This is a genomic window from Pseudoxanthomonas sp. 97-1-1 (genome assembly GCF_057773125.1).
On record NZ_JBYMTJ010000001.1, the window covers coordinates 674,815 to 697,163 of the forward strand.

Here is a 22,349-nt window from a genome sequence, read left to right on the forward strand (position 1 = left end):
GCTCAGTCCGCCAATCCGCGCAGCAATTCGTTGACGCTGGTCTTGCTCCGGGTCTTCTCGTCGACCTGCTTGACGATCACCGCGCAGTACAACGAATGCGAACCATCGGCAGCCGGCAGCGAACCGGACACCACCACGCTGCCCGGCGGTACGTAGCCGTACGTGATTTCCTTGGTGGCGCGGTTGTAGATGCGCGTGGACTGACCGATGAACACCCCCATGCCGATCACGCTGTGGTGCCCGACCACGACGCCTTCGACGACTTCCGAGCGCGCGCCGATGAAGCAGTGGTCCTCGATGATCGTCGGGCTGGCCTGCAGCGGTTCCAGCACGCCGCCGATGCCCGCACCGCCCGACAGGTGGCAGTGCTTGCCGATCTGCGCGCAGGAGCCGACGGTCGCCCAGGTGTCGACCATCGTGCCTTCGCCCACGTACGCCCCGATGTTGACGAAGCTCGGCATCAGCACCACGTCCTTGCCGAAGTACGTGCCGCGGCGCGCGATGGCGCCCGGCACCACGCGCACGCCGAGCTTGCGGAAATCGTTCTCGTCGAAGGCGCCGAAGCGCGCCTCGACCTTGTCCCAGAACGGCGCGGGATAGGCTTCGACCAGTTCCATCTCGTTGACGCGGAAATACAGCAGCACGGCCTTCTTCAGCCACTCGTTGACCTTCCAGCCACCCTTGCCGTCGGGCTCGGCCACGCGCAGTTTTCCGCTCTCCAGGCCCTCGATCGCCAGCTCAACGGCGGTGCGGGTGGAGCCCTCGATCTCGGCCGGCGTCAGCTCGGCCCGGCGCTCGAACGCGCTCTCGATGGTGGACTTCAGTTCTTCGTTCTTGCTGGCTTTGCGGGTCATCAAAGGTCCTGCTGGGTTCTGCTCAGGTGGGGGTATCGAGGCCGGCGCGCAGCGCGTCGCGCAACGCGTCCTGCATGGCCGCGCCGGTCAGGGGCTGGTCGTGCTCGTCGGTGATCTGGAAAACGTCTTCCGCCCGCTCGCCGAAGGTGGCGATGCGTGCGTCGTGCACGCGCAGGCCCTGCCGGCGCAGCACCTGGGCCACGTCCGACAGCAGTCCCGGGCGGTCAGGCGCGACCAGGCCGAGGATGGTCCTGCGCCCGTCCGGCGTGATGCCGAACTCGATGCGCGGTGCGAAGCGGAAATGCTTGAGCTGGCGCGGCACGGCGCGCCGGGACGTACGCACGCTGTCCAGCGGCCGCGCGAGCGCGTCGCCCAGGCCGCGCGCCACCTCGACGGGATCGCGCGGCGCATAGGCATCGGCCGGCAGGACTTCGAACGTATCGAAGACGGTGCCCTGGGGTCCCACCAGCACACGTGCCTGGTGAATCGCGAAGCCCATGCGGTCGAGCGTGGCGAGGATCGCGGCAAACAGGCCGTCACGGTCCGGCGAATGCACGAACACTTCCATCGCGTCCGCGTCGTCGGCGATGCGGCGTGCGCGCACCCGCGTCTCGCCAGGCATCGCGCCACGGATGGCCTGTGCCTGCCAGGCCAGTTGCTCCGGACGGAAGCGCAGGAAACTCTCTTCAGGCATGGTCGCGAACAGGGCGTCCGCCTGGGCGGCTGCCATGCCCTGCACTTCCAGCAGCGCACGCACGCTTCCGCGCGCTTCGTCGAGACGCTCGTCCACGGCGACCGGATTCTCCAGCCCTTCGCGCAACACGCGCCGCGCAGCGAAGTACAGATCGGCGAGCAGCCGGTCCTTCCACGCGTTCCAGAGCTTGGGGCTGGTGCCGGCGATGTCCGCGCAGGTCAGCAGGTAGAGATAGTCCAGCCGCTCGCGGTCTCCGACCAGTGTGGCGAAGGCGTGGATGACGTCCGGGTCGGAAATATCCTGCTTCTGCGCCGTCACCGACATGCGCAGGTGCTGTTCCACCAGCCACGCGACCAGCGCGGTGTCCGCCTCGCTGAGCCCGTGCGCCACGCAGAACTCGCGTGCATCCACGGCGCCCAGCTCCGAATGATCGCCACCACGCCCCTTGGCGATGTCATGGAACAGGCCGGCCAGCAGGAGCAGTTCGGGCTTGCGCAGGCGTGGCCAGACTTCATGCGCGATGGAGAAGCGGTCGTCGGCGCGGCCGGCGGCGAATGCGGCGATGTTCCGCAACACCATCAAGGTGTGCTGGTCCACCGTGTAGACATGGAACAGGTCGAACTGCATGCGCCCCGACACGCGGGCGAACGCAGGGATCCACTGCCCCAGCACGCCCAGGCGCGCCATGCGGGTCAGCGTTTCCACCGCGCGCGGGCCGCGCAGCAGCGCCATGAAGGCATCACGCTGCAGCCGGTCGGCCGCCGCGTACGCCGACAGCCTGGGCAGCGATTCCGCCAGCGCACGCGCCGTGCGCGAATGCAGGCCACGGATCTGCGGGTGCGCCGCCCATGTCGCGAACAACGCGAACACCTGGGCGACATCGTCCCCGGGCCAGGCCACCTCGCGCGCGGCCAGATAACCCCGGCGCAGCGCAAAGCGCTCGTCCAGCGGTTCGGGCAATGCCTCGCCGTCGAACTGCTCCTCGAAGCGCTGCAGCAGGCGGTCGCTGATCCGGCGCACGATGGCGGCACTGCGGTAGAAGCCCTGCATCATCTTCTCGACGCCCAGACTTCCCGCGTCATCGGCGAAACCAAGACGCTGCGCCAGCGTCTTCTGGTAATCGAAGCGAAGGCGCTCCTCGGGGCGACCTGCCACGCGATGCAGGCCGTAGCGCAGGCGACCCAGCGCACGCCGCTCGCGCGCGAGCGCGAGAGCTTCGTCCTGGCCCAAGTGGCCCAGGCCTACCAGCGGCTCGAGGTCGCGCACGCCGAACGTGCGCAGCGCCATCCAGCCCAGCGTGTGCAGGTCGCGCAACCCGCCCGGGCCTTCCTTGATGTTGGGTTCGAGATTGTCGGACGTGTCGCCGAAGCGTGCGTGGCGGATGCGCAGCTCCTCGCGCTTGGCGACGAAGAAATCGCGCGGCGGCCAGACCCGGGCCGGACCGATGGCATCGATCAGCAGGCCTTCGTCCACCGGTTCGCCAACGATCAGCCGCTCCTCGATCAGCGCAGTCAGCACGCTTTGGTCGGCGGCGGCAGCGGCCGTGCATTCGCTCGCCGAGCGCACGCTGTGGCTGATCGGCAGGCCAGCATCCCAGAGCATCGCGAAGAAGCGCGCCACGGCATCGTGGTGGGCCTGCTGCACGTCGGATGCAGCCAGCACCAGCACGTCGACGTCGGATTGCGGAAACAGTTCGCCACGCCCGTACCCGCCCACCGCGAACAGCGCCATCGGCGCATCCGCGGGGATGCAGCGCAGCCAAGCGTCCTTCAGCAGGTGGTCCACCGCCCGCGCGCGCAGCGCGAGGATGCGGTCCATGCCGTCGTCCTGGTCGAAGCGCTTGTCCAGCCGCGCATCGGTATGGCCGAGCGAGGCGCGCGCCGCCGCCGACCAGACCGCGTCATCGGCGACGTCCGGGCCGATGTCCGGAAGCCGCGTCGCGTGTCCGTTCGCGGCTGTCGTGGTGCTCACAGGTCGTTGTCGTCGCCCGGCACGCGGGTCAGGATCTCGACGCCGTCCTCGGTCACCGCGACGGTGTGCTCCCACTGCGCGGACAGCTTGCGGTCCTTGGTGACCACGGTCCAGCCATCGGGCAGCACGCGGGTATGCCGCGCACCCTCGTTGATCATCGGCTCGATGGTGAAGGTCATGCCCGGCTTCAGCACCACGCCCTCGCCGGGGCGGCCGTAGTGCAGCACCTGCGGCTCGTCGTGGTAGACCTTGCCGATGCCGTGGCCGCAGTACTCGCGCACCACGCTGAAGCGCTCGGCTTCGGCGTACTGCTGGATCGCGTGGCCCACGTCACCGAGGGTGGCGCCCGGTTTCACCGCGCGGATGCCGCGGAACATGGCTTCGCGGGTGGTGTCCACCAGCCGCTTCGCCATCACCGACGGGGTGCCGACGATGTACATGCGGCTGGTGTCGCCGTGCCAGCCGTCCTTGATGACGGTGACGTCGATGTTGAGGATGTCGCCATCCTTGAGCACCTTCGCTTCGCTCGGGATGCCATGGCAGATGACGTTGTTGACCGAGGTGCAGACCGTCGCCGGGAAGCCCTTGTAGCCCACGTTGGCCGGGATGGCTTTCTGCACGTTGACGATGTGATCGTGGCAGATGCGATCCAGTTCGGCGGTGGTCACGCCCGGCTTCACGTGCGGGGCGACCACTTGCAGCACTTCGGCGGCCAGGCGGCCGGCGATGCGCATCTGGGCGAGGTCTTCGGGGGTTTTCAGCTGGATGGCCATGTGGCCGATTATCCCCCATTTGGCGCCCGGGCTGAACGGCCACGGGAGAAGGCCCAGCCCAAGGCGGTCCGTACCGTTTGCGGCGGGGGGCTGGAGGCGGCTATACTCCCGCGGCTTCGTGCCCGGGGTTGCCCGGTCCGGACCGCCCACGTCGGGCGACACCGACGAATCCACACCTGCTGCCCCAACCCGTGCCGGGGTGCCCTTCGCTGAAGGGTTCGGACACGGACGCCGCAGGGAGGCCCAACCCCGGAACCCCGCCCTCACGGGCACCGTCCTCCATTGAACCGGACGGTGGGTTCCCCTTCGATGGAGTTACTGCAATGCCCCAAGTCACCATGCGCCAGATGCTGGAAGCCGGCGTTCATTTCGGCCACCAGACCCGCTACTGGAACCCCAAGATGGCGCCGTACATCTTCGGTGCCCGCGGCAAGATCCACATCATCAACCTCGAGAAGACCGTTCCGCTGTTCAACGACGCGATGAACTTCATCTCGGGCGTCGCGCAGAAGCGCGGCACCATCCTGTTCCTGGGCACCAAGCGCAGCGCGCGCGAGGCCGTGAAGGAAGAAGCCGAGCGTTGCGGCATGCCGTTCATGACCCAGCGCTGGCTGGGCGGCACGCTGACCAACTTCGCCACCGTGAAGAAGTCGGTCGCCCGCCTGAAGGAACTGGAAGCCGCCGAAACCGACGGCACGTTCGAGAAGCTGGTCAAGCACGAAGTGCTGGGCCTGCGCCGCGAGCGCGAGAAGCTGCTGGCCTCGCTGGGCGGCATCAAGGAAATGAACCGACTGCCGGACGCGCTGTTCGTCATCGACATCGGCCATGAAGACATCGCCATCAAGGAAGCCAAGAAGCTCGGCATCCCGGTGATCGCGGTGGTCGACTCGAACTACGACCCGGCCCTGGTCGACTACGCCATCCCCGGCAACGACGATGCCATCCGCGCCGTGCAGCTGTACGCCCGTGCCGCCGCCGACGCCGTGCTGGAAGGCAAGGCCGCCCAGCCGAACGCCGCCAGCGTGCGCGAGGAAGAGTTCGCCGAAGGCGGCGACGACAAGGGTGCCCGTCGCGCCCCGGCCAAGAAGGCCGCCGGCAAGAAGCCCGACGAAGCCGCCGCCGAGTAATCCGGCTGCAATGCCGCCGCGCCATGCTGCGCGGCGGCCCATGTTCCACCTTCTCCCATCGGGAGAAGGTGCCCGAAGGGCGGATGAAGGTACGGAGCACGTCGACGCTGCATGCATCGCGACTCCGCCGCACCCTCACCCCAACCCCTCTTCCGACGGGAGAGGGGCTTTGCCAATCCAAATAGAGGTAATCCCGTGGAAATCACCGCTTCCCTGGTCAAGGAACTGCGCGAGCGCACTGGCGCCGGCATGATGGAGTGCAAGAAGGCGCTCACCGAGAACAACGCCGACATCGACGCCGCGGCCGAGTGGCTGCGCAAGTCGGGCCTGGCCAAGGCCGACAAGAAGGCCGACCGCGTCACCGCCGAAGGCCGCGTGGCCGTGGCCCAGGACGGCGGCAAGGCCGTGCTGGTCGAGATCAACTCCGAGACCGACTTCGTCGCCAAGGATGCCAACTTCATCGCCTTCACCGACGCCATCGCGCAGGCCGCGCTGACCTCGGGTGCCGCCGATGTGGAAGCGCTGAAGAGCGCCAAGCTGGCCTCGGGCGAGACCGTCGAGGAAGCCCGCGCCGCCGCCATCGCCAAGCTGGGCGAGAACATGCAGATCCGTCGCCTCGTGTCGATCGACAGCGCCAACAACGTCGCGGCCTACGTGCACGGCGGCAAGATCGGCGTGCTGGTCGAGGTCAAGGGCGGCGATGCCGAACTGGCCCGCGGCCTGGCGATGCACATCGCCGCGATGAACCCGCCGCACAACAAGGCCGCCGACGTGCCGGCCGAGTTCGTGGCGAAGGAAAAGGAAATCGAGCTGGCGAAGATGTCGGACAAGGACAAAGCCAAGCCGGCCGACATCCTGGAGAAGATCATCTCCGGCAAGATCAACAAGATCGTCAACGAAGTGACCCTGTACGGCCAGCCGTACGTGCTGGACAGCGACAAGTCGGTCGAGCAGGTCGTGAAGGCCGCCGGCGCCGACGTGGTCGGTTTCCAGCGCTTGGTGGTCGGCGAAGGCATCGAGAAGGTGGTGGAAGACTACGCCGCCGAAGTCATGAAGCAGGCCGGGCTGGCGTAAGCCTTCCCTCTCCGCTTCGACGGAAAAGCCGCGGGGAACCGCGGCTTTTTTGTTGCCCGCGTGACTGGCGGGAGCGGATGCCGCCGCGCACGCCGTGACCGTTGGTCGACCACGACTCAAGTTTGCACGTTCCGTGCCGAAACTGGTTTCAAACGTGACACTTCGTCGCGCATTGCTGGCATCCTGCCGGCAATTCCCACTTGCGTGGCCCGCACCCGGATGCGTCCCGAACTCGAAGCCCAGCTGCTGAATTGCCGCAATCTGCCCAGCCCGCCCGGCGTTGCATTGCGGATCATCGAGCTCGCGCAGGATCCGGACGTGGTGATGGCGACGGCCGCCGATGCGATCGGCCTGGATGCGGCATTGAGCGCGCGCATGCTGCGCATCGCCAACTCCCCGCTCTACGCCAGTCGCCGCAGGGTGGAAAACCTTTCGCAGGCGCTCACGGTGCTGGGCCTGAATGCCACCCTGACGCTGGCACTGGGGTTCTCCTTGTCACGCTGCGGCAGCGGCACCCATCCTGCCGCGCAGGAGCGCGTCTGGCGTCGCAGCGTCATCGCCGCGCTGGCCAGCCGGGTGCTGGGCCAGCGTGCCGGCATCAGCAAGGTGGAAGAGCTGATGCTGGCCGGGCTGCTGCAGGACATCGGCGTGCTGGCCCTGCTGGAAGTCCTGGGCGATGATTATGCGCGACTGGTCGAACGCGCCGTGGGCAATGCCGAACTGCTGGCCGCCGAGCGCGACTGGCTGGGGTGCGACCACGCCACGGTGGGCGGGTGGTTGGCGCGGCAATGGAATCTGCCGGCGCTGTTGAGGGAAGCGATCATCGAGAGCGAGATGCCCGCGTCGGACACCCCGTTCAATGCGTGCGTGGCCGTGTCCGGCCACATTGCCGACATCTGGCTGGCTGGAATGGACCAAGCGCGGACGGAGGAAGCGCATCGCCATGCGGCGATGCAGGCCGCCACGCGGCTCGGGATCGACTACCCGGGGTTCCTCGCCCTGACCGAGGAGATGCTCGTGGCGCTGCCCGAGGTCTACGCATTGTTCGACGTTCCCCCCGCCCCACCGGCCCGCATCCAGGCTTTGCTGGACCAGGCACGCGAGCTGCTGGTCGTGCGCAACCTGCGCGAAATCCAGGACGCGGCGCGTGCCCGCAAGGAAGCCAACGAGCACGAAGACCGTGCGCGCCGGCTGGCGGAGGAGGTGCGGCGCGACCCGCTGACCGGGGCCTACAACCGCAGCCAGCTGGAAGAAGTGCTGGAGAAGGAGTTCGATGCCGCCACGCGGCACGGCTGGCCGCTGTCGATCGCCTTCATCGACCTGGACGACTTCAAGCAGGTCAATGACCGCTGGGGGCACCTGGTCGGCGATGAAGTGCTGCGCAATTTCGCCAAGGCGCTGATGCGGCAGGTGCGCGGCAGCGACATCGTCGCCCGCTATGGCGGCGAGGAGTTTCTGGTGGTGTTGCCGGGCATCGGCGAAGAGGCCGCCGCCCAGGTCGTGCGGCGCATCCTGTCGGAGGTGGCCGGCGTGGCGATGGCCGATGTCGACGGCCAGCCACTGCACATCACCTTCTCGGCGGGGCTGGCCACGCAGGGTGCACTGGAACAGTTCCGCCACGTTGATGACCTGCTTCGCGCGGCGGATGAAGCGCTGTATGGCGCCAAGCGCGAAGGCCGCAACCGGGTATCGGTCGGCGCCATCGGCCCCTGACAGGCCCCGTGGCTACTGCCTCGGTTGCAGCGCCACTTCTTCGTAAGGCTGTACCACCACCCAGCCGTCGCCCGCGAAACGCAACTGGATGCTCTCGCCCGAGCCGCGGCCCAGCAGGGTGCCGAGCGAAATATCGGTGATGATTTCCGGCGTCAATCCGCCCGACCATGCCACGGTGGCGTTCGGGTCGGTGAACACGGGCCCGGTCTGCGCATTCACCGGCAGCGTGAGGGGTTCGTAGTGCGACGTGATGGCGACGATGCCGTGTCCGCTCAGGCGTACGTTGAACAGCCCTCCCGACAGCATCCCGGCGACCTTGCGCATCATCGTGATCCGGCTCTCGATGCTGGCCTCCACCGCAAGCACATCGTTGCCGTTGACGAAGATCGATTCCCCCGCGAGACGCAGCAGCGTGATCCGCTTGCCGGCATCGGCCAGGTAGACACGCCCCTGCCCTTCGATCTTCATCAGTTGCATGCCTTCGCCACTGACGGCCTTCTTCAGCAGGTTCCCCAGGCCCTGTTCCAGCATGCCCTGGCGGGTGAACTTCACGCTGCCCTTGCGCGCGACCATCGCGCCGGCCTTGGCCCAGACCAGACCGTTCAACCGGACTTCCAGCAGATGCGGGCTTTCCAGTTCGAATGCGTCGGCCGTCGCATCCTTTTCCTTCGATGATGCGAGGAATTCCTGCAGGGTGCGCACGCTCATGTCCGTTCCTTGATGGATGGCGGGAAGGAGCGCCATCATATCCGCCCCGGCCGCAGGTCCCACCCATGTCTCGCATCGTTCCCGTGCCACACACGCTGGAGGCGGCTGCGCGAGCGCCCGTTGCCGCCGAGCGACTGATCCGTGGGCGCCCCCTGCAGGCGGTCGAGAACGCCTACTCCACCCGGGATGACCGTTTCCATTGCGGCGTATGGGAAGGCGATGTGGGCGCATGGCGGGTGCACTACACCGAGCACGAGTTCTGCCACCTGCTCAGCGGGCGCGTCCGCCTGCGCAGCGATGATGGCGAGGACATCGTGCTGGAAGCGGGCCAGAGTTTCGTCGTGCCCGCAGGGTTCACCGGCACGTGGGAGGTGCTGGAAACCGCGCGCAAACTGTATTCGATCTACGAACCCGGCGACTGAAGCGACGCGCTCGGCTAGAATTGCCGCGGTTTCCCCACGCCGAGAACTCACCATGCCCGCCCCCCTGGTCTATCGCCGCATCCTGCTCAAACTGTCCGGCGAGGCACTGATGGGGGCCGAGGATTACGGCATCGACCCGGCCGTGATCGGCCGCATCGCGCGCGAGATCATCGAAGCCCGCGACGCGGGAGCCGAGGTGGGCCTGGTGATCGGCGGCGGCAACATCTTCCGCGGCGCGGGACTGGCCGCAGGCGGCATGGACCGCGTCACCGGCGACCAGATGGGCATGCTGGCCACGGTCATCAACGCGCTGGCCATGCAGGACGCGCTGGAAAAGCTGGGCGCCAAGTGCCGCGTCATGAGCGCGATCAAGATCAACGACGTGTGCGAGGACTACATCCGCCGCCGCGCCATCCGCCACCTGGAGAAAGGCCGCATCGCGATCTTTGCGGCAGGCACCGGCAACCCGTTCTTCACCACCGATTCCGGCGCCGCCCTGCGCGCCATCGAGATCGGTGCGGACCTGCTGCTGAAGGCCACCAAGGTGGACGGGGTCTACGACAAGGATCCCAGCAAGCACGCCGACGCCAAGCGCTTCGACCAGCTGACCTACGACGATGTCATCGCGCGCAACCTGCAGGTGATGGATACCGCCGCGTTCGCCCTGTGCCGCGACAGCGACGTGCCGCTGCGCATCTACGACCTGTCCGTGCCCGGCAACCTGATGCGGATCCTGCGCGGCGAACATGTCGGCACCCTGGTGAAAGGGCGCGGCTGAGCCCCCTGTGGGCGGGGCTTCGGCCCCGACGGTGGACAGAATGCCGCGAGGCTCGAATGGGCATGTGGCAGCGCCTTCCACCGCCATCCGGTCTGAACGGCGCGCAATCGCGTGCGCCGGAACGCGGGCAGGGTGCGGTCGGGGCTGAAGAGCTTCCCGCGGCGCGTGCCCCTTCGCTTGCTGTAATAGTGTCCGGCCAGCCCCGGCCGGCACCCTAGTCCACCATGGGACACGGACACCACCACGGTCACGGGCCACACGCCCACCCGCACGCGTCGGCGACACGCACTTTCGCCTGGGTCACGCTGATCAACCTGGCGTACACCGTGCTCGAAGCTGGTTACGGCTTCCACACCAATTCGCTGGCGCTGCTGTCCGATGCCCTGCACAACCTCGGCGACGTGCTGGGCCTGGCGCTGGCGTGGAGTGCCGCCGCCCTGGCGAGGCGCGCACCGCGTGGCCGGCACACCTACGGCTGGCGTCGCGCCACCCTGCTCTCCCCGCTCGCCAACGCGGTGCTGCTGATGGTCTTCTCCGGTGCACTGGGCTGGGAGGCCTTCCGGCGCTTCAGCGCGCCGCCGGAGATCCCGGCCACACCCGTCATCGTGGTGGCGGCACTGGGCATCCTGGTCAACCTGGGCGCCGCGTGGCTGGTGAAGGACGGGCACGCCCATGACCTGAACAAGCGTGGCGCCTTCCTGCACCTGATGGCGGATGCCGCGGTGTCGCTGGCCGCCGTGCTTGCCGGCGTGGGCATGGCCACGCTGGGGTGGGCATGGCTGGACCCGGCCACGGCGCTGCTGATCGCGGCGGTGGTCGCCGTGGGCTCGTGGGGCTTGCTGCGCGACAGTTTCGATGCCGCGATGGACGCCGTGCCGCCCAGCATCGACCCCGTCGAGGTCGGCGCGTTCCTGAAGGCCCGGCCCGGCGTGTCGGCCGTACACCACCTGCACATCTGGTCGCTGGGCGCGGGCGAGATCGCATTGACCGCCCACCTGGTACGGGCGCGCGAAGACGACCACGACGCCTTCATCGACGCCACCGTGCATGCGCTGGACCACACCTTCGGCATCAACCACGCCACCCTGCAGATCGAACGCGGCGCCACATGCGGCCATGACCTGCACGATGCGGCGCCGCATCATTCCCACTGAACGGCGCGCGGACGGTCGGCAACGGCACCGAATCGCCCTATAATCGGTCGTTTACAGGCTTTGCAACGGAAAGGGCGATGCTCAACGACATCAAGAAAGACGCGCAGGCGCGCATGACCAAGAGCATCGAGGCGCTCCGCCACACGCTGGTGAAGGTCCGCACCGGACGCGCTTCCACTGCCCTGGTCGAGCACCTGAAGGTCAACTACTACGGATCGGACATGCCGCTGAGCCAGGTCGCCACCGTGACCGTCTCCGACTCCCGCTCGCTCACGATCACGCCGTGGGAAAAGCAGATGGTCAGCGCGGTCGAGAAGGCCATCCTGGCATCCGACCTGGGCCTGACCCCGAATACCGCCGGCACCACCATCCGCCTGAACCTGCCGGCGCTGACCGAAGAACGTCGCAAGGAGCTCTCCAAGGTCGTCCATGGCGAAGGCGAGGACGCGAAGGTGGCGATCCGCAACATCCGCCGCGATGCCAACCAGCAGGTCAAGGACCTGTTGAAGGACAAGCAGATCACCGAGGACGAGGAGCGTCGTACCGAGGACGAGATCCAGAAGCTGACCGACAAGTCCATCAAGGACGTCGACGACGTGGTCAAGGCCAAGGAACAGGAACTGATGGCGGTCTGAGGACTGCCATGTCCCCTGCCGTCCCCGCGTCCGTGCCCCGCCATCTGGCCGTCATCATGGACGGCAATGGCCGGTGGGCCGAACGACGTCGTCGCCCGCGCGTGATCGGCCATCGCGCCGGCGCGCGCGCGGTCAATACCTGCATCGATTTCTGCTTGGACCGCGGCATCGGCGCGCTAACCCTGTTCGCGTTCTCCAGCGAGAACTGGGGTCGCCCCGAGGAAGAAGTCGGCGCGCTGATGAAGCTGTTCCTCAACGCGCTGGACCGCGAAGTCGACGAACTGCACCGCCGCGAGGTGCGCGTGCGTTTCATCGGCGACCGCGCACGATTCTCCGCCGACATCCGCGCACGCATGGACGCGGCCGAGGCGCTGACCCGCGGCAACACACGCCTGCACCTCGTCATCGCGGCCAGCTATGGCGGGCGCCAGGACATCGCGCACGCGGCGCGTGCACTGGCCGCCGACGTCGCCGCCGGACGCCTGCGCCCCGAGGACATCGACGAAGCAACGCTCGGCGCCCACGTCGCGCTGGCCGACCTGCCGCCGCCCGACCTCTTCATCCGCACCGGTGGCGACCATCGCATCAGCAATTTCCTGCTGTGGCAATTGGCCTATACCGAACTCTGGTTCACCGACGTACTGTGGCCCGACCTGGACGCGACGCTGCTGCAGCGCGCCCTGGACGACTTCGCGCAGCGCGAGCGCCGCTTCGGCCTGACCAGCGCGCAGATCGCCAGCGGCACCCACGAGGACACAACCGCATGAGCACGCCCAGCGCCACCCGCACCCGCGTCATCGCAGCGCTGGTGATGGCGCCCTTCGCCATCGGCGCCATCCTGCTGCTGCCCACGTCGTGGCTGGTGATGCTGGCGGCGCTGGTGTTCCTGGTCGGGCTGTGGGAGTGGTTCAAGCTCGCCGAGATCGACGACACCCTGCAGCGCACCGTGCTGCTGACCGCCAACCTGCTGCTGATGGTGCTGCTGGTGTGGGCGTCGCGCGGATCCACCGATCTGGTCCCCTTGCGCCTGATGGCCCTCGTGGGCGCGGCGTGGTGGCTGCTGGCGTTGCTGTGGCTGCGCTTCTTCCATTTCGCGTCCGATCACGAGACCTGGGCGCGCGTGTTCAAGCTGGCCGCCGGCACGCTGGCTGTGGTGCCCGCCTGGTGCGCGCTGGGCCTGATCCACTCCTCCGAGCCGAACGGACACATCTGGTTGTTCGTCGCGCTGGCCATCGTCTGGGCGGCCGACAGCGGCGCATATTTCGCAGGGCGCCACTTCGGCGGCCGCTGGTTCCGCGGCAGGAAGCTCGCTCCGCGCATCAGTCCCAACAAGACGCTGGAAGGGCTGCTCGGTGGCCTGGCTGCGGGCATGCTGGTGGCGGGCGTCGGTGCACTCATCGCCGGTGTAGACGTGGCGCAGGTGCCCGGCGTGCTGCTGGTGGCGGTGTTCACCGTGCTGTTCTCGGTGGTCGGCGACCTGTTCGAAAGCCTGCTCAAGCGGCATGTCGGCGCCAAGGATTCGGGTGACGTGATCCCCGGCCATGGCGGCGTGCTGGACCGCATCGACGGCGTGCTGGCGGCACTGCCCATCTTCGTGCTGGGCAAGGAAGTCTTCGGATTCTGAGCATGGCCGCGCACGCACAACGCAACGTGGCGGTTCTCGGCGCGACCGGCTCCATCGGAGCATCGACGCTGGATGTCGTCGCGCGCCACCCCGAGCGCTATCGCGCCAGCGTGCTTGCCGCCGGCAGCAGTGTGGATGCGTTGCTTGCGCTGTGCGTCCTGCACCGCCCGGACCATGCCGTCGTCGCCGACGAAAGCCAGTTCGCACGCCTGCGTGACGGCCTGTCCGACGCCGGGCTGGCGACTCGTGCACATGCCGGTGCCGCCGCACTGGACGCGCTGGTGTCCGACCCTGGCTGCGACATCGTCGTCGCCGCCATCGTGGGTGCCGCCGGCCTGTCGTCGACGCTGGCGGCGGCCCGCGCCGGGAAGCGCCTGCTGCTGGCCAACAAGGAGTCGCTCGTCCTCGCCGGTGAGCTGATGACCGCCGCCGCAGATGCCGCGGGTGCCGAGATCATCCCGATAGACAGCGAGCACAACGCGATCTTCCAGTGTCTGCGTTCACGACAGGCTCAGGGCGAGGTCAGCCGCATCGTGCTGACCGCGTCGGGTGGCCCGTTCCGCGGCTGGAGCCGCGCGGCGCTCGCCCAGGTCACGCGCGAACAGGCCGTCGCCCATCCCAAATGGTCGATGGGCCCGAAGATTTCAGTCGACTCGGCGACCCTGATGAACAAGGGGCTGGAACTGATCGAGGCCCATCACCTGTTCGGCGTGGAGCGCGAACGGCTGGACGTGCTGGTACATCCGCAGAGCCTGGTGCACTCCCTCGTGGAATTCGTCGATGGTTCCACGCTGGCGCAGTTGGGGCTGCCCGACATGCGTACGTCGCTGGCCGTGGGACTGGGCTGGCCGGACAGGATCGCATCGGGTGTGCCGGGCCTGGACCTGTTGCGGCATCCCCGGTTGGACTTCGAGGCGCCCGACCTGGATGCCTTTCCCTGCCTGCGGCTGGCCTGGCACGCCATGACGGCCGGCGGCACGGCGCCAGCGGTCCTGAACGCTGCGAACGAAGTCGCAGTTTCAGCCTTTCTTCAGGGCCGGATCGGTTTCCTATCCATTCCTGCGCTGGTCGAGGATGCCCTCGCCGCGTTGCCCGCAACGCCGGCCGATTCGCTGGATGCGCTGCTGGAAGCGGATGCGCAGGCACGCCGACTTACCGAACGCAACCTCGCAGGCCATCTCTTCCCATGAGCGCCGACATCCGATGAGTGACGTGCTGGGCTCAATCTGGTGGATGATCGTGGCCCTGGGCGTGCTGGTCACGTTCCACGAATTCGGCCACTACTGGGTGGCGCGCCGTTGCGGGGTGAAGGTGCTGCGTTTCTCGGTGGGCTTCGGCAAGCCGCTGTGGTCGCGCCGCGATCGCCACGGCACCGAGTTCGCCATCGCGGCCATCCCGCTGGGTGGCTACGTCAAGATGCTGGACGAAGCCGAGGGCGACGTCCCCGCCGCGCAACAGGACCAGGCGTTCAACCGCAAGTCGGTCTGGCAGCGCATCGCCGTGGTCGCCGCCGGCCCGCTGGCGAACGTCCTGCTCTGCGTCGTCCTGCTGTGGGCCATGTTCGTGCTGGGCAAGCAGGACTACTCGGCCACGCTGGGCAGCGTCAGTGGCATTGCCGCCGATGCGGGCTTCATGCGCGGCGACAGGATCGTCCGGATCGGCGACCGCGGGATCGATACCTGGACCGACGCCTCCATCGTGCTCACCAAGGCCGCCATCGATGGTGATGACGTTCCGGTCGAGGTGGAAACCGCCTCCGGCAGCCAGCTGACCCGCACGCTGCCGCTGTCCCGCCTGCCGGTCGGGTTCGACCAGGAGAACGCCATCGGCCTGAGCGGGCTGGTCTGGCGGCACTGGATGACGCCGGCGGTCATCGGCAAGGTCACCCCGGGCTCGGCCGCCGATGGCGTGCTGCACGTGGGCGACGTGGTGACGGCCGTGGATGGCCAGCCGGTACACGGCTTCAACGACATCGCCACCGAGGTCGATGCACTGGGCAAACGCGGAGGCGCGGCCATGATCGAAGTCGACCGTGCCGGCGAGCGCCTGGCCTTCGAACTGGCGCCACGCCGGACCCGGCATCCCGACGCAGGCCAGGGCGACTACTGGGCCCTGGGCCTGGCGCCTCCCGCGAAGGTGCAGATGCCCGGCTACGACGCCACGCTCCACTACGGCCCGGTCGCCGCCATCCCGGCCGCCCTGCGCGAAACCGGCAAGCTGACCTCGGACTCGCTGGGCATGATCCGCCGGATGCTCACCGGGGACGCCTCGCTGAAGAACGTTTCGGGCCCCATCACCATTGCCCAGGTCGCCAATGTCTCCGCCAAGCGCGGGCCGGATTGGTTCCTCTGGTTCCTGGCGGCCATGTCGCTGAGCCTGGCCATCATCAACCTGCTGCCGATCCCCGTCTTGGACGGCGGCCACCTGCTGTATTACCTTATTGAATTGGTCAAGGGCAGCCCCTTGAGCGAGCGCCACATGGTGGCCGGACAATATATGGGCCTGGCCGCACTGGCGGGCCTGATGGGATTGGCGTTCTACAACGACATCCTGCGTCTGGTGACCTGATGCCCCTGAACTTTCCCGGGCAGGCCCGCTCCAAGTCGGCCTGTCCCTTCCTGGCGACACCCCGGACCGCGGCCCTGCGATCCACCCCTGCTCTGCAGGAACCACCCCAACCGGATGTAATGATGACGCGACTGCCTTCCCGCCGCCTGATTGCCCTCGCCCTGGCTTCGGCCATCGCCATGCCGGCACTGGCCCAGACGACGGAACCCGCCGCCGCACCCGCAATGGCCGAGCCGCTGGGCAGCGCGTCGTTCACCGCCACGGATATCCGCATCGATGGCCTGCAGCGCATCTCCACCGGTACCGTCCTCACCTACCTGCCGATCGAACGGGGCGACCAGGTCACCTCGGCCGGCGTGTCCGAGTCGATCCGCGCGCTGTACAAGACCGGCTTCTTCGAGGACGTGAAGCTCGACCGCCAGGGCGACATCCTGGTGGTGACCGTCACCGAGCGCCCGGCGATCAACAAGTTGACCCTCACCGGCAACAAGGACATCAAGACCGAAGACCTGCTGACGGGCCTGAAGGACATCGGGCTTGCCGAGGGCGAGACCTTCGACCGCCTGAGCCTGGACCGCGTCACCCAGGAACTGGTGCGCCAGTACAACAACCGCGGCAAGTACAACGTCGAGATCACCCCCACGGTCAGCCCGCTCGACCGCAACCGCGTGGACGTGACCATTGCCGTCAAGGAAGGCAAGGCGGCCAAGATCAAGCACGTCAACGTGATCGGCGCCGAGAAGTTCCCCACCGAGGACCTGCTGGAGAACTGGGAGTCCAAGGAAAGCACCTGGCTGTCCTGGTACCGCCGCGACGACCAGTACTCGAAGGAGAAGCTGTCGGGCGACATGGAGCGCCTGAACTCCTGGTACCTGGACCGCGGCTACGTGGACTTCAGCATCGACTCCACCCAGGTGTCGATCAGCCCCGACAAGCGCGACATGTTCATCTCCGCCGGCATCACCGAAGGCGAGCAGTACAAGATTTCCGACGTGAAGGTCACCGGCGACACGGTGCTGCCGAAGGAAGAAATCGAGAAGCTGGTGATCGTGAAGCCGGAGCAGACCTTCTCACGCATCCTGCTCGAGATGACGTCCGATACCATCACCTCGACACTGGGCAACATCGGGTATGCGTTCGCGCAGGTGAATCCGATCCCCACCATCGATCGCGAGAACCGTACCGTCGCGATCAACCTGCAGGTGGTGCCCGGCCCGCGCGTCAACGTGCGCCGCATCACCTTCAAGGGCAACACGCGCACGGCCGATGAAGTGCTGCGTCGCGAGATGCGCCAGTTCGAAGGCAGCTGGTTCTCCCAGGTCGCCGTGGACCGCTCGCGCGTGCGCCTGCGCCGCCTGGGCTACTTCGAGACGGTGGACGCGGAAACCACGCCCGTGCCGGGCACGACCGACCAGGTCGACGTGGTGTTCAACGTGAAGGAAACCACCTCGGGCAGCTTCGTGTTCGGCTTGGGCTATTCGCAGCTGTCCGGCCTGACCACGTCGATCCAGTTGTCGCAGAACAACTTCCTCGGCGGCGGCAACCGCGTGTCGGTGGAAGCGCAGCGCAGCGACTACCTGCAGCGCTATTCGTTCTCCTACACCAACCCGTTCTTCACCGACGAAGGCATGTCGCTGGGCTACAACCTGTGGTGGCGCGAGTTCGACTACTCGGACTTCAACACCGCCCAGTACTCCACCACCAGCGCTGCCGCGCAAGGCGTCCTGGGCCTGCCGATCTCCGAGAACGACACCGTCTCGCTGCTGTTCGGCGTCGACAGCAACGAGATCCTGACCTTCGGCGGCTCCACGCCGCAGGCGATCATCGACTACATCGATGCCGTCGGCCAGCGCACCTTCCACGCCTGGCGCGCCGAGCTCGGCTGGGCGCGCGATACGCGCAACGACTACTTCATGCCCACGGGCGGTACCTACCAGCGCATTTCGGCCGAAGTCGCGCTCCCGGGCTCCACCGTCGAGTACTACAAGCTCAACTACGAGTTCTCGAAGTACTGGTCGCTCAGCCCCGCTTTCGTGCTGAACACCCGCGCCGAGATCGGCTACGGCGACAGTTACGGCTCGGACATCTACCGCTACATCTGCCGCGCCAACGGCTCCGACCCGCAGATCCCGGGCCAGGGGACCACCACCCCGCCGGCGGCGGATGGCACGTGCGCCGACGGCGGCACGCTGGACCGGACACTGGTCGCGACGGGCCTGCCGTTCTTCGAGAACTTCTACGCGGGTGGCACGCGGTCCGTGCGTGGCTTCCGCGACAACACGCTGGGCCCGCGCTCGGAGGTCATTTCCGGCTACCGCGGCCAGCCGCTGGGTGGTTCGCTGAAGACCACCGGCTCGGTCGAACTGATCTTCCCGAAGCTGTTCGACTCCAACGCCGCGCGCGTTGCGGCGTTCTTCGACTTCGGCAACGTGTTCGACGGCGTGGACAACTTCGATGCCGGCGAGCTGCGCGCATCCACCGGTATCTCGCTGCTGTGGCGTGCGCCGGTCGGCCCGATCTCGATCAGCTATGCCTTCCCGATCAAGAAGGAAGACGGCGACGAGCTGGAACGCCTGCAGTTCACCTTCGGCGGCGCGTTCTGATCCCAGCGTCCATGCGGGCGATTCGACGGGGGGCGCAAGCCCCCCGTCTGCTGTCCACCATACGCCACCGTGAAAGCGGTTCGCGGGCCGCAGGGGCTAAACTACGCGCCCTATGACCTCCCCATCCTTTACCGCTGGCGAGCTGGCCGAGCGCTTCGGGCTCGAACTGCGCGGCGATACGGACCTCCGCATCCACGGCGTCGCCACGCTGGCGCGGGCCGACGCCGGACAGCTCGCCTTCCTCGCCAATACCCGCTATCGCGCCCAGCTGGCGGACAGCCGGGCCAGCCTGGTCGTCCTGCGGGCGGACGATGCCGATGCCGCAACCGGCGCCATCCTGATCGCCAAGGACCCCTACGCCGCCTTCGCCCGGATGGCCGCGCTGTTCGAGAACAAGCCGGACCGTGCACCGGGGGTGCACACCAGCGCCGTGATCGATCCGACCGCACGCATCGCACCGGGCGCCCATGTGGGTCCGTTCGTCACGGTGGGCGCACGCAGCGTCATCGGCGAGGGCGCCGTGATCGGCCCAGGCTGCGTGATCGGCGATGACTGCCTCGTGGGCGACGGCTGCGAGTTGATCGCCCGCGTCACCCTGGTCACGCGCGTGCGCCTGGGCCAGCGCGTGCTGGTCCATCCCGGCGCCGTGATCGGCGCCGATGGTTTCGGCCTGGCGATGGACAGCGGCCACTGGATCAAGGTGCCGCAGCTGGGCGGCGTGGTGATCGGCGACGACTGCGAGATCGGCGCCAACACCACCATCGACCGTGGCGCGCTCGACGACACGGTGCTGGAAGAAGACGTCCGCCTCGACAACCAGATCCAGATCGGCCACAACGTCCGCATCGGTGCGCATACCGCGATGGCCGGTTGCAGTGCCGCCGCCGGCAGTGCGCGCATCGGCCGCTACTGCCTGATCGGCGGAGCCGCCGGCGTGCTGGGCCACCTGGAGATCTGCGACCGCGTGGTCGTCACCGCGATGTCGCTGGTGACCAGTTCGATCACCGAACCCGGCGAGTACTCCAGCGGCACGCCGCTCACCGACAACCGTACCTGGCGCAAGAACGCCGCCCGCTTCAAGCAACTGGACGCCTTGGCACGACGCGTGCTGGCGGCCGACAAGGAAACCTGATGACCCTGGACCTGCAACTGCCCATCGACGCCGCCACCATCCGCAAGCTGCTGCCGCACCGTTACCCGTTCCTGCTGGTGGACCGCGTGGTGGAGCTGGAGCCGGACAAGCGCGTGCTGGCCTACAAGAACATCACCCAGAACGAACCGTTCTTCACCGGCCACTTCCCCGAGCGGCCGATCATGCCGGGCGTGCTGATCATCGAGGCGCTGGCGCAGGCCGGCGGCCTGCTGACCCAGCTCTCGCACCAGGGCGATACCGCCGGGCGGATGTTCTACATGGTGAAAGTGGAGAACGCGCGCTTCACCCGCATGGTGGTGCCGGGCGACCGCCTGGACCTGGACGTCACCCTGAAGCGGCTGATCCGCAACATGGCCTTCTACACCGGCGTGGCCTCGGTGAACGGCGAACAGGTCGCCTGCGCCGACGTGCTGTGCGCCGAGGACACCCGCTGAGATGAGCGCCCCCACCGCCATCCATCCCAGCGCGGTCGTCGATCCCGGCGCGCAGCTGGGCGAAGGCGTGCGCGTCGGCCCGTTCGCCTACATCGGCCCGGAAGTGGAGATCGGCGCTGGCACGGTGATCGGCCCCCACTGCACGGTCACCGGCCCCACGCGCATCGGCCGCGACAACCACTTCGCCGGGCATGCCGCCATCGGCGGTGATCCGCAGGACAAGAAATTCAAGGGCGAGCGCGTCGAGCTTGTCATTGGCGACCGCAACCAGGTACGCGAGTTCGTCACGCTCAACCGTGGCACCGTCACCGGTACCGGCATCACCCGCATCGGCAGCGACAACATGCTGCTGGCCTACACGCACGTCGCGCACGACTGCATCGTGGGCAACCACTGCGTGTTCTCCAACAACGCCACGCTGGCCGGGCACGTGGCCGTGGAAGACTGGGTCATCCTCAGCGGGTTCGCGGGCGTACACCAGTTCTGCCGGATCGGTGCCCACGCCTTCATCGGCATGGGCGTGCTGCTGAGCGGCGACGTGCCACCGTTCACCATGGTGGCGGGCGAAGCATCCGGCCGGCCGCGCGGCATCAACAGCGAAGGCCTGAAGCGGCGCGGTTTCGACGCTGAGCGCATCGCCGCCATCAAGCGCGCGTACCGCACGCTGTACGTAGCCGGCCTGCCGCTGGCAGACGCCAGGCAGCAACTGGCCGAGCAGGCGCAGACCAGCGATGACGTGAAGGCGCTGCTGCATTTCATCGACAGCGGCGAACGGCCGTTGCAGCGGTGATGCAGGCGACATCCGCAGCGCGGCCGCTGCGCATCGCGCTGTGTGCGGGCGAGGCGTCCGGCGATGGCCTGGGAGCGGGGCTCGTCGAAGCGCTGAAGCAGCGCTTCCCGCATGCCGAATTCGCGGGCATCGGCGGCGATGCGATGCGTGCCGCAGGATGCGACACCTGGTTCGATGCGAACGAGCTGGCGGTCATGGGGCTGGCCGAGGTGCTGCGCCACCTGCCGCGGCTGTTGCGCCTGCACAAGGCGTTCCGCCAGCGCGTGCTGGACTGGACGCCCGATGTGTTCGTCGGCATCGACGCACCCGACTTCAACCTCGGTGTCGAGCGCTGGCTCAAGGCGCAGGGCGTGCGCACCGTGCACTACGTGAGCCCGTCGGTATGGGCATGGCGCGAGAAGCGGGCCGAGAAGATCGGCCACAGCGCGGACCGCGTGCTGTGCCTGTTCCCGATGGAACCACCGATCTATGCGCGCCATGGCGTGGACGCGCGTTTCGTGGGCCATCCGATGGCGGACGAGATCGCGCTGCTGCCTGATCGCGCGGCTGCACGCACTGCATTGGGACTGGCAACCGAAGCACCGGTGCTGGCCGTACTGCCCGGCAGCCGCCTGGGCGAGATAGGACGGCTTGCGCCGGCCTTCTTCGAGGCGGCACGCCGGGTGGCCGCGCAGATCCCCGGCCTGCAGATCGTCGTGCCTGCGGCCAATGCGGCCTGCCGCCTGGCGCTGGAAGCGCAGTTCGCCGCGCACGGCGCAGATCCCGCCTGGCGCCTGCTCGACGGCCGCGCGCGCGAGGCGATGATCGCCAGCGATGTCGTCCTGCTCGCCTCCGGCACGGCGACCCTGGAGGCCATGCTGTGCAAGCGGCCGATGGTCGTCGGCTATCGCATCGCGCCGTTGACCTACCGCATCGTCAAGGGCCTCGGAATGCTGAAGGTGGAGCGGTATGCGCTGCCCAACGTGCTGGCGGGGGAAGACATCGCGCCGGAACTGATGCAGGACGATTGCACACCCGAGCAGTTGTCCAATGCCGTGCTGCACTGGTTCCGCGAACCGGAGGCCATCGCTTCGCTGCAGCCAACCTATCTGCGACTGCACGAGCAGTTGCGCCAGGATGCGTCGGCGCGCGCTGCCGATGCAGTGGCAGAGCTGGTCCCCACTCCTGTAGGAGCGACGTAAGTCGCGACCGCACGCCATGAATTTCGCTTCTTCCTCGCCTGCTCCGGAAGCTTGCATCCACCTCGGAGCTGAGCGGCGCGTGCGCATCCTTTC

Annotated in this window: 18 protein-coding genes and 2 pseudogenes; 16 read left to right on the forward strand and 4 right to left on the reverse strand. The window is 67.7% G+C overall.

Annotated features, from left to right (window positions below; translation table 11 throughout):
- Positions 1 to 2: 2 nt before the first annotated feature.
- The 3 genes and pseudogenes from dapD to map all read right to left on the reverse strand — a co-directional run.
- Positions 3 to 830: pseudogene (dapD, locus tag AC3DET_RS03275) on the reverse strand (2,3,4,5-tetrahydropyridine-2,6-dicarboxylate N-succinyltransferase); the annotation flags it as partial.
- Between the two features lie 46 nt (positions 831 to 876).
- Positions 877 to 3,471: a [protein-PII] uridylyltransferase gene (gene glnD / locus AC3DET_RS03280; RefSeq protein ID WP_488391161.1), complete on the reverse strand. Its 2,595-nt coding sequence runs from the start codon at positions 3,469 to 3,471 to the stop codon at positions 877 to 879.
- 44 nt (positions 3,472 to 3,515) lie between these two features.
- On the reverse strand, positions 3,516 to 4,292 hold the full coding sequence (gene map, locus AC3DET_RS03285) for a type I methionyl aminopeptidase (protein WP_192200590.1): 777 nt from the start codon (positions 4,290 to 4,292) through the stop codon (positions 3,516 to 3,518).
- Between the two features lie 323 nt (positions 4,293 to 4,615).
- Here map and rpsB point away from each other — a divergent pair, with 323 nt between their 5' ends.
- The 3 genes from rpsB to AC3DET_RS03300 all read left to right on the forward strand — a co-directional run bounded on the left by rpsB (position 4,616) and on the right by AC3DET_RS03300 (position 8,206).
- Positions 4,616 to 5,419 (forward strand): 30S ribosomal protein S2, encoded by an 804-nt coding sequence (gene rpsB, locus AC3DET_RS03290; RefSeq protein ID WP_337730282.1) that lies wholly within the window; start codon positions 4,616 to 4,618, stop codon positions 5,417 to 5,419.
- A 195-nt stretch (positions 5,420 to 5,614) separates the two neighbouring features.
- Positions 5,615 to 6,493, forward strand: a complete 879-nt coding sequence (gene tsf, locus AC3DET_RS03295; RefSeq protein ID WP_192200588.1) for a translation elongation factor Ts — start codon at positions 5,615 to 5,617, stop codon at positions 6,491 to 6,493.
- Positions 6,494 to 6,712: 219 nt separating this feature from the next.
- Positions 6,713 to 8,206: an HDOD domain-containing protein gene (locus tag AC3DET_RS03300; protein WP_337730283.1), complete on the forward strand. Its 1,494-nt coding sequence runs from the start codon at positions 6,713 to 6,715 to the stop codon at positions 8,204 to 8,206.
- A gap of 12 nt (positions 8,207 to 8,218) precedes the next feature.
- Here AC3DET_RS03300 and AC3DET_RS03305 read toward each other — a convergent pair whose 3' ends face one another.
- Positions 8,219 to 8,914 (reverse strand): AIM24 family protein, encoded by a 696-nt coding sequence (locus AC3DET_RS03305; RefSeq protein WP_192200586.1) that lies wholly within the window; start codon positions 8,912 to 8,914, stop codon positions 8,219 to 8,221.
- A 65-nt stretch (positions 8,915 to 8,979) separates the two neighbouring features.
- Between AC3DET_RS03305 and AC3DET_RS03310 the strand changes: the two genes are divergently transcribed.
- From AC3DET_RS03310 to lpxB, 13 genes and pseudogenes are all read left to right on the forward strand, one after another.
- The gene (locus AC3DET_RS03310) at positions 8,980 to 9,336 is read left to right on the forward strand and encodes a cupin domain-containing protein (protein WP_488390701.1); all 357 of its coding nucleotides are present in this window, start codon (positions 8,980 to 8,982) and stop codon (positions 9,334 to 9,336) included.
- 52 nt (positions 9,337 to 9,388) lie between these two features.
- Complete coding sequence (gene pyrH, locus AC3DET_RS03315) at positions 9,389 to 10,114, forward strand: UMP kinase (protein ID WP_192200584.1); 726 nt, start codon at positions 9,389 to 9,391, stop codon at positions 10,112 to 10,114.
- A 224-nt stretch (positions 10,115 to 10,338) separates the two neighbouring features.
- Positions 10,339 to 11,268: a cation diffusion facilitator family transporter gene (locus AC3DET_RS03320; RefSeq protein ID WP_488390702.1), complete on the forward strand. Its 930-nt coding sequence runs from the start codon at positions 10,339 to 10,341 to the stop codon at positions 11,266 to 11,268.
- A gap of 77 nt (positions 11,269 to 11,345) precedes the next feature.
- Positions 11,346 to 11,903 carry a ribosome recycling factor gene (frr, locus tag AC3DET_RS03325; RefSeq protein WP_142123811.1) on the forward strand — a complete coding sequence of 186 codons (558 nt, stop codon included), beginning with the start codon at positions 11,346 to 11,348 and terminating at the stop codon, positions 11,901 to 11,903.
- 8 nt (positions 11,904 to 11,911) lie between these two features.
- A complete protein-coding gene (uppS, locus tag AC3DET_RS03330) occupies positions 11,912 to 12,670 on the forward strand; it encodes a polyprenyl diphosphate synthase (RefSeq protein ID WP_488390703.1) in 759 nt (252 codons plus the stop codon).
- On the forward strand, positions 12,667 to 13,527 hold the full coding sequence (locus tag AC3DET_RS03335) for a phosphatidate cytidylyltransferase (RefSeq protein WP_488390704.1): 861 nt from the start codon (positions 12,667 to 12,669) through the stop codon (positions 13,525 to 13,527). Before uppS ends, AC3DET_RS03335 begins: the two co-directional genes overlap by 4 nt.
- Before the next feature lie 2 nt (positions 13,528 to 13,529).
- Positions 13,530 to 14,717 (forward strand): 1-deoxy-D-xylulose-5-phosphate reductoisomerase, encoded by a 1,188-nt coding sequence (locus AC3DET_RS03340; RefSeq protein ID WP_488390705.1) that lies wholly within the window; start codon positions 13,530 to 13,532, stop codon positions 14,715 to 14,717.
- Between the two features lie 13 nt (positions 14,718 to 14,730).
- Positions 14,731 to 16,095: an RIP metalloprotease RseP gene (rseP, locus tag AC3DET_RS03345; RefSeq protein WP_446537495.1), complete on the forward strand. Its 1,365-nt coding sequence runs from the start codon at positions 14,731 to 14,733 to the stop codon at positions 16,093 to 16,095.
- A 122-nt stretch (positions 16,096 to 16,217) separates the two neighbouring features.
- Positions 16,218 to 18,698: an outer membrane protein assembly factor BamA gene (gene bamA / locus AC3DET_RS03350; protein WP_337730289.1), complete on the forward strand. Its 2,481-nt coding sequence runs from the start codon at positions 16,218 to 16,220 to the stop codon at positions 18,696 to 18,698.
- A 112-nt stretch (positions 18,699 to 18,810) separates the two neighbouring features.
- Positions 18,811 to 19,830, forward strand: coding sequence for a UDP-3-O-(3-hydroxymyristoyl)glucosamine N-acyltransferase (lpxD, locus tag AC3DET_RS03355; RefSeq protein ID WP_488390706.1), 1,020 nt, complete (start codon positions 18,811 to 18,813; stop codon positions 19,828 to 19,830).
- Complete coding sequence (gene fabZ, locus AC3DET_RS03360) at positions 19,830 to 20,285, forward strand: 3-hydroxyacyl-ACP dehydratase FabZ (RefSeq protein WP_488390707.1); 456 nt, start codon at positions 19,830 to 19,832, stop codon at positions 20,283 to 20,285. Before lpxD ends, fabZ begins: the two co-directional genes overlap by 1 nt.
- Position 20,286: 1 nt before the next feature.
- Positions 20,287 to 21,075: an acyl-ACP--UDP-N-acetylglucosamine O-acyltransferase gene (lpxA, locus tag AC3DET_RS03365; protein WP_488390708.1), complete on the forward strand. Its 789-nt coding sequence runs from the start codon at positions 20,287 to 20,289 to the stop codon at positions 21,073 to 21,075.
- A gap of 17 nt (positions 21,076 to 21,092) precedes the next feature.
- Positions 21,093 to 22,256, forward strand: a pseudogene (lpxB, locus tag AC3DET_RS03370) (lipid-A-disaccharide synthase); the annotation flags it as partial.
- Between the last annotated feature and the right edge of the window lie 93 nt (positions 22,257 to 22,349).

Excerpts from the sequence above, each read along its gene's own strand:
- lpxD (WP_488390706.1), top strand. The coding sequence starts at position 18,811 with ATGACCTCCCCATCCTTTACCGCTGGCGAGCTGGCCGAGCGCTTCGGG.
- AC3DET_RS03310 (WP_488390701.1), top strand. The coding sequence starts at position 8,980 with ATGTCTCGCATCGTTCCCGTGCCACACACGCTGGAGGCGGCTGCGCGA.
- frr (WP_142123811.1), top strand. The coding sequence starts at position 11,346 with ATGCTCAACGACATCAAGAAAGACGCGCAGGCGCGCATGACCAAGAGC.
- rseP (WP_446537495.1), top strand. The coding sequence starts at position 14,731 with ATGAGTGACGTGCTGGGCTCAATCTGGTGGATGATCGTGGCCCTGGGC.
- AC3DET_RS03300 (WP_337730283.1), top strand. The coding sequence starts at position 6,713 with ATGCGTCCCGAACTCGAAGCCCAGCTGCTGAATTGCCGCAATCTGCCC.
- uppS (WP_488390703.1), top strand. The coding sequence starts at position 11,912 with ATGTCCCCTGCCGTCCCCGCGTCCGTGCCCCGCCATCTGGCCGTCATC.
- pyrH (WP_192200584.1), top strand. The coding sequence starts at position 9,389 with ATGCCCGCCCCCCTGGTCTATCGCCGCATCCTGCTCAAACTGTCCGGC.
- fabZ (WP_488390707.1), top strand. The coding sequence starts at position 19,830 with ATGACCCTGGACCTGCAACTGCCCATCGACGCCGCCACCATCCGCAAG.
- AC3DET_RS03340 (WP_488390705.1), top strand. The coding sequence starts at position 13,530 with ATGGCCGCGCACGCACAACGCAACGTGGCGGTTCTCGGCGCGACCGGC.
- bamA (WP_337730289.1), top strand. The coding sequence starts at position 16,218 with ATGACGCGACTGCCTTCCCGCCGCCTGATTGCCCTCGCCCTGGCTTCG.
- rpsB (WP_337730282.1), top strand. The coding sequence starts at position 4,616 with ATGCCCCAAGTCACCATGCGCCAGATGCTGGAAGCCGGCGTTCATTTC.
- map (WP_192200590.1), bottom strand. The coding sequence starts at position 4,292 with ATGGCCATCCAGCTGAAAACCCCCGAAGACCTCGCCCAGATGCGCATC.
- AC3DET_RS03305 (WP_192200586.1), bottom strand. The coding sequence starts at position 8,914 with ATGAGCGTGCGCACCCTGCAGGAATTCCTCGCATCATCGAAGGAAAAG.
- lpxA (WP_488390708.1), top strand. The coding sequence starts at position 20,287 with ATGAGCGCCCCCACCGCCATCCATCCCAGCGCGGTCGTCGATCCCGGC.
- AC3DET_RS03320 (WP_488390702.1), top strand. The coding sequence starts at position 10,339 with ATGGGACACGGACACCACCACGGTCACGGGCCACACGCCCACCCGCAC.
- AC3DET_RS03335 (WP_488390704.1), top strand. The coding sequence starts at position 12,667 with ATGAGCACGCCCAGCGCCACCCGCACCCGCGTCATCGCAGCGCTGGTG.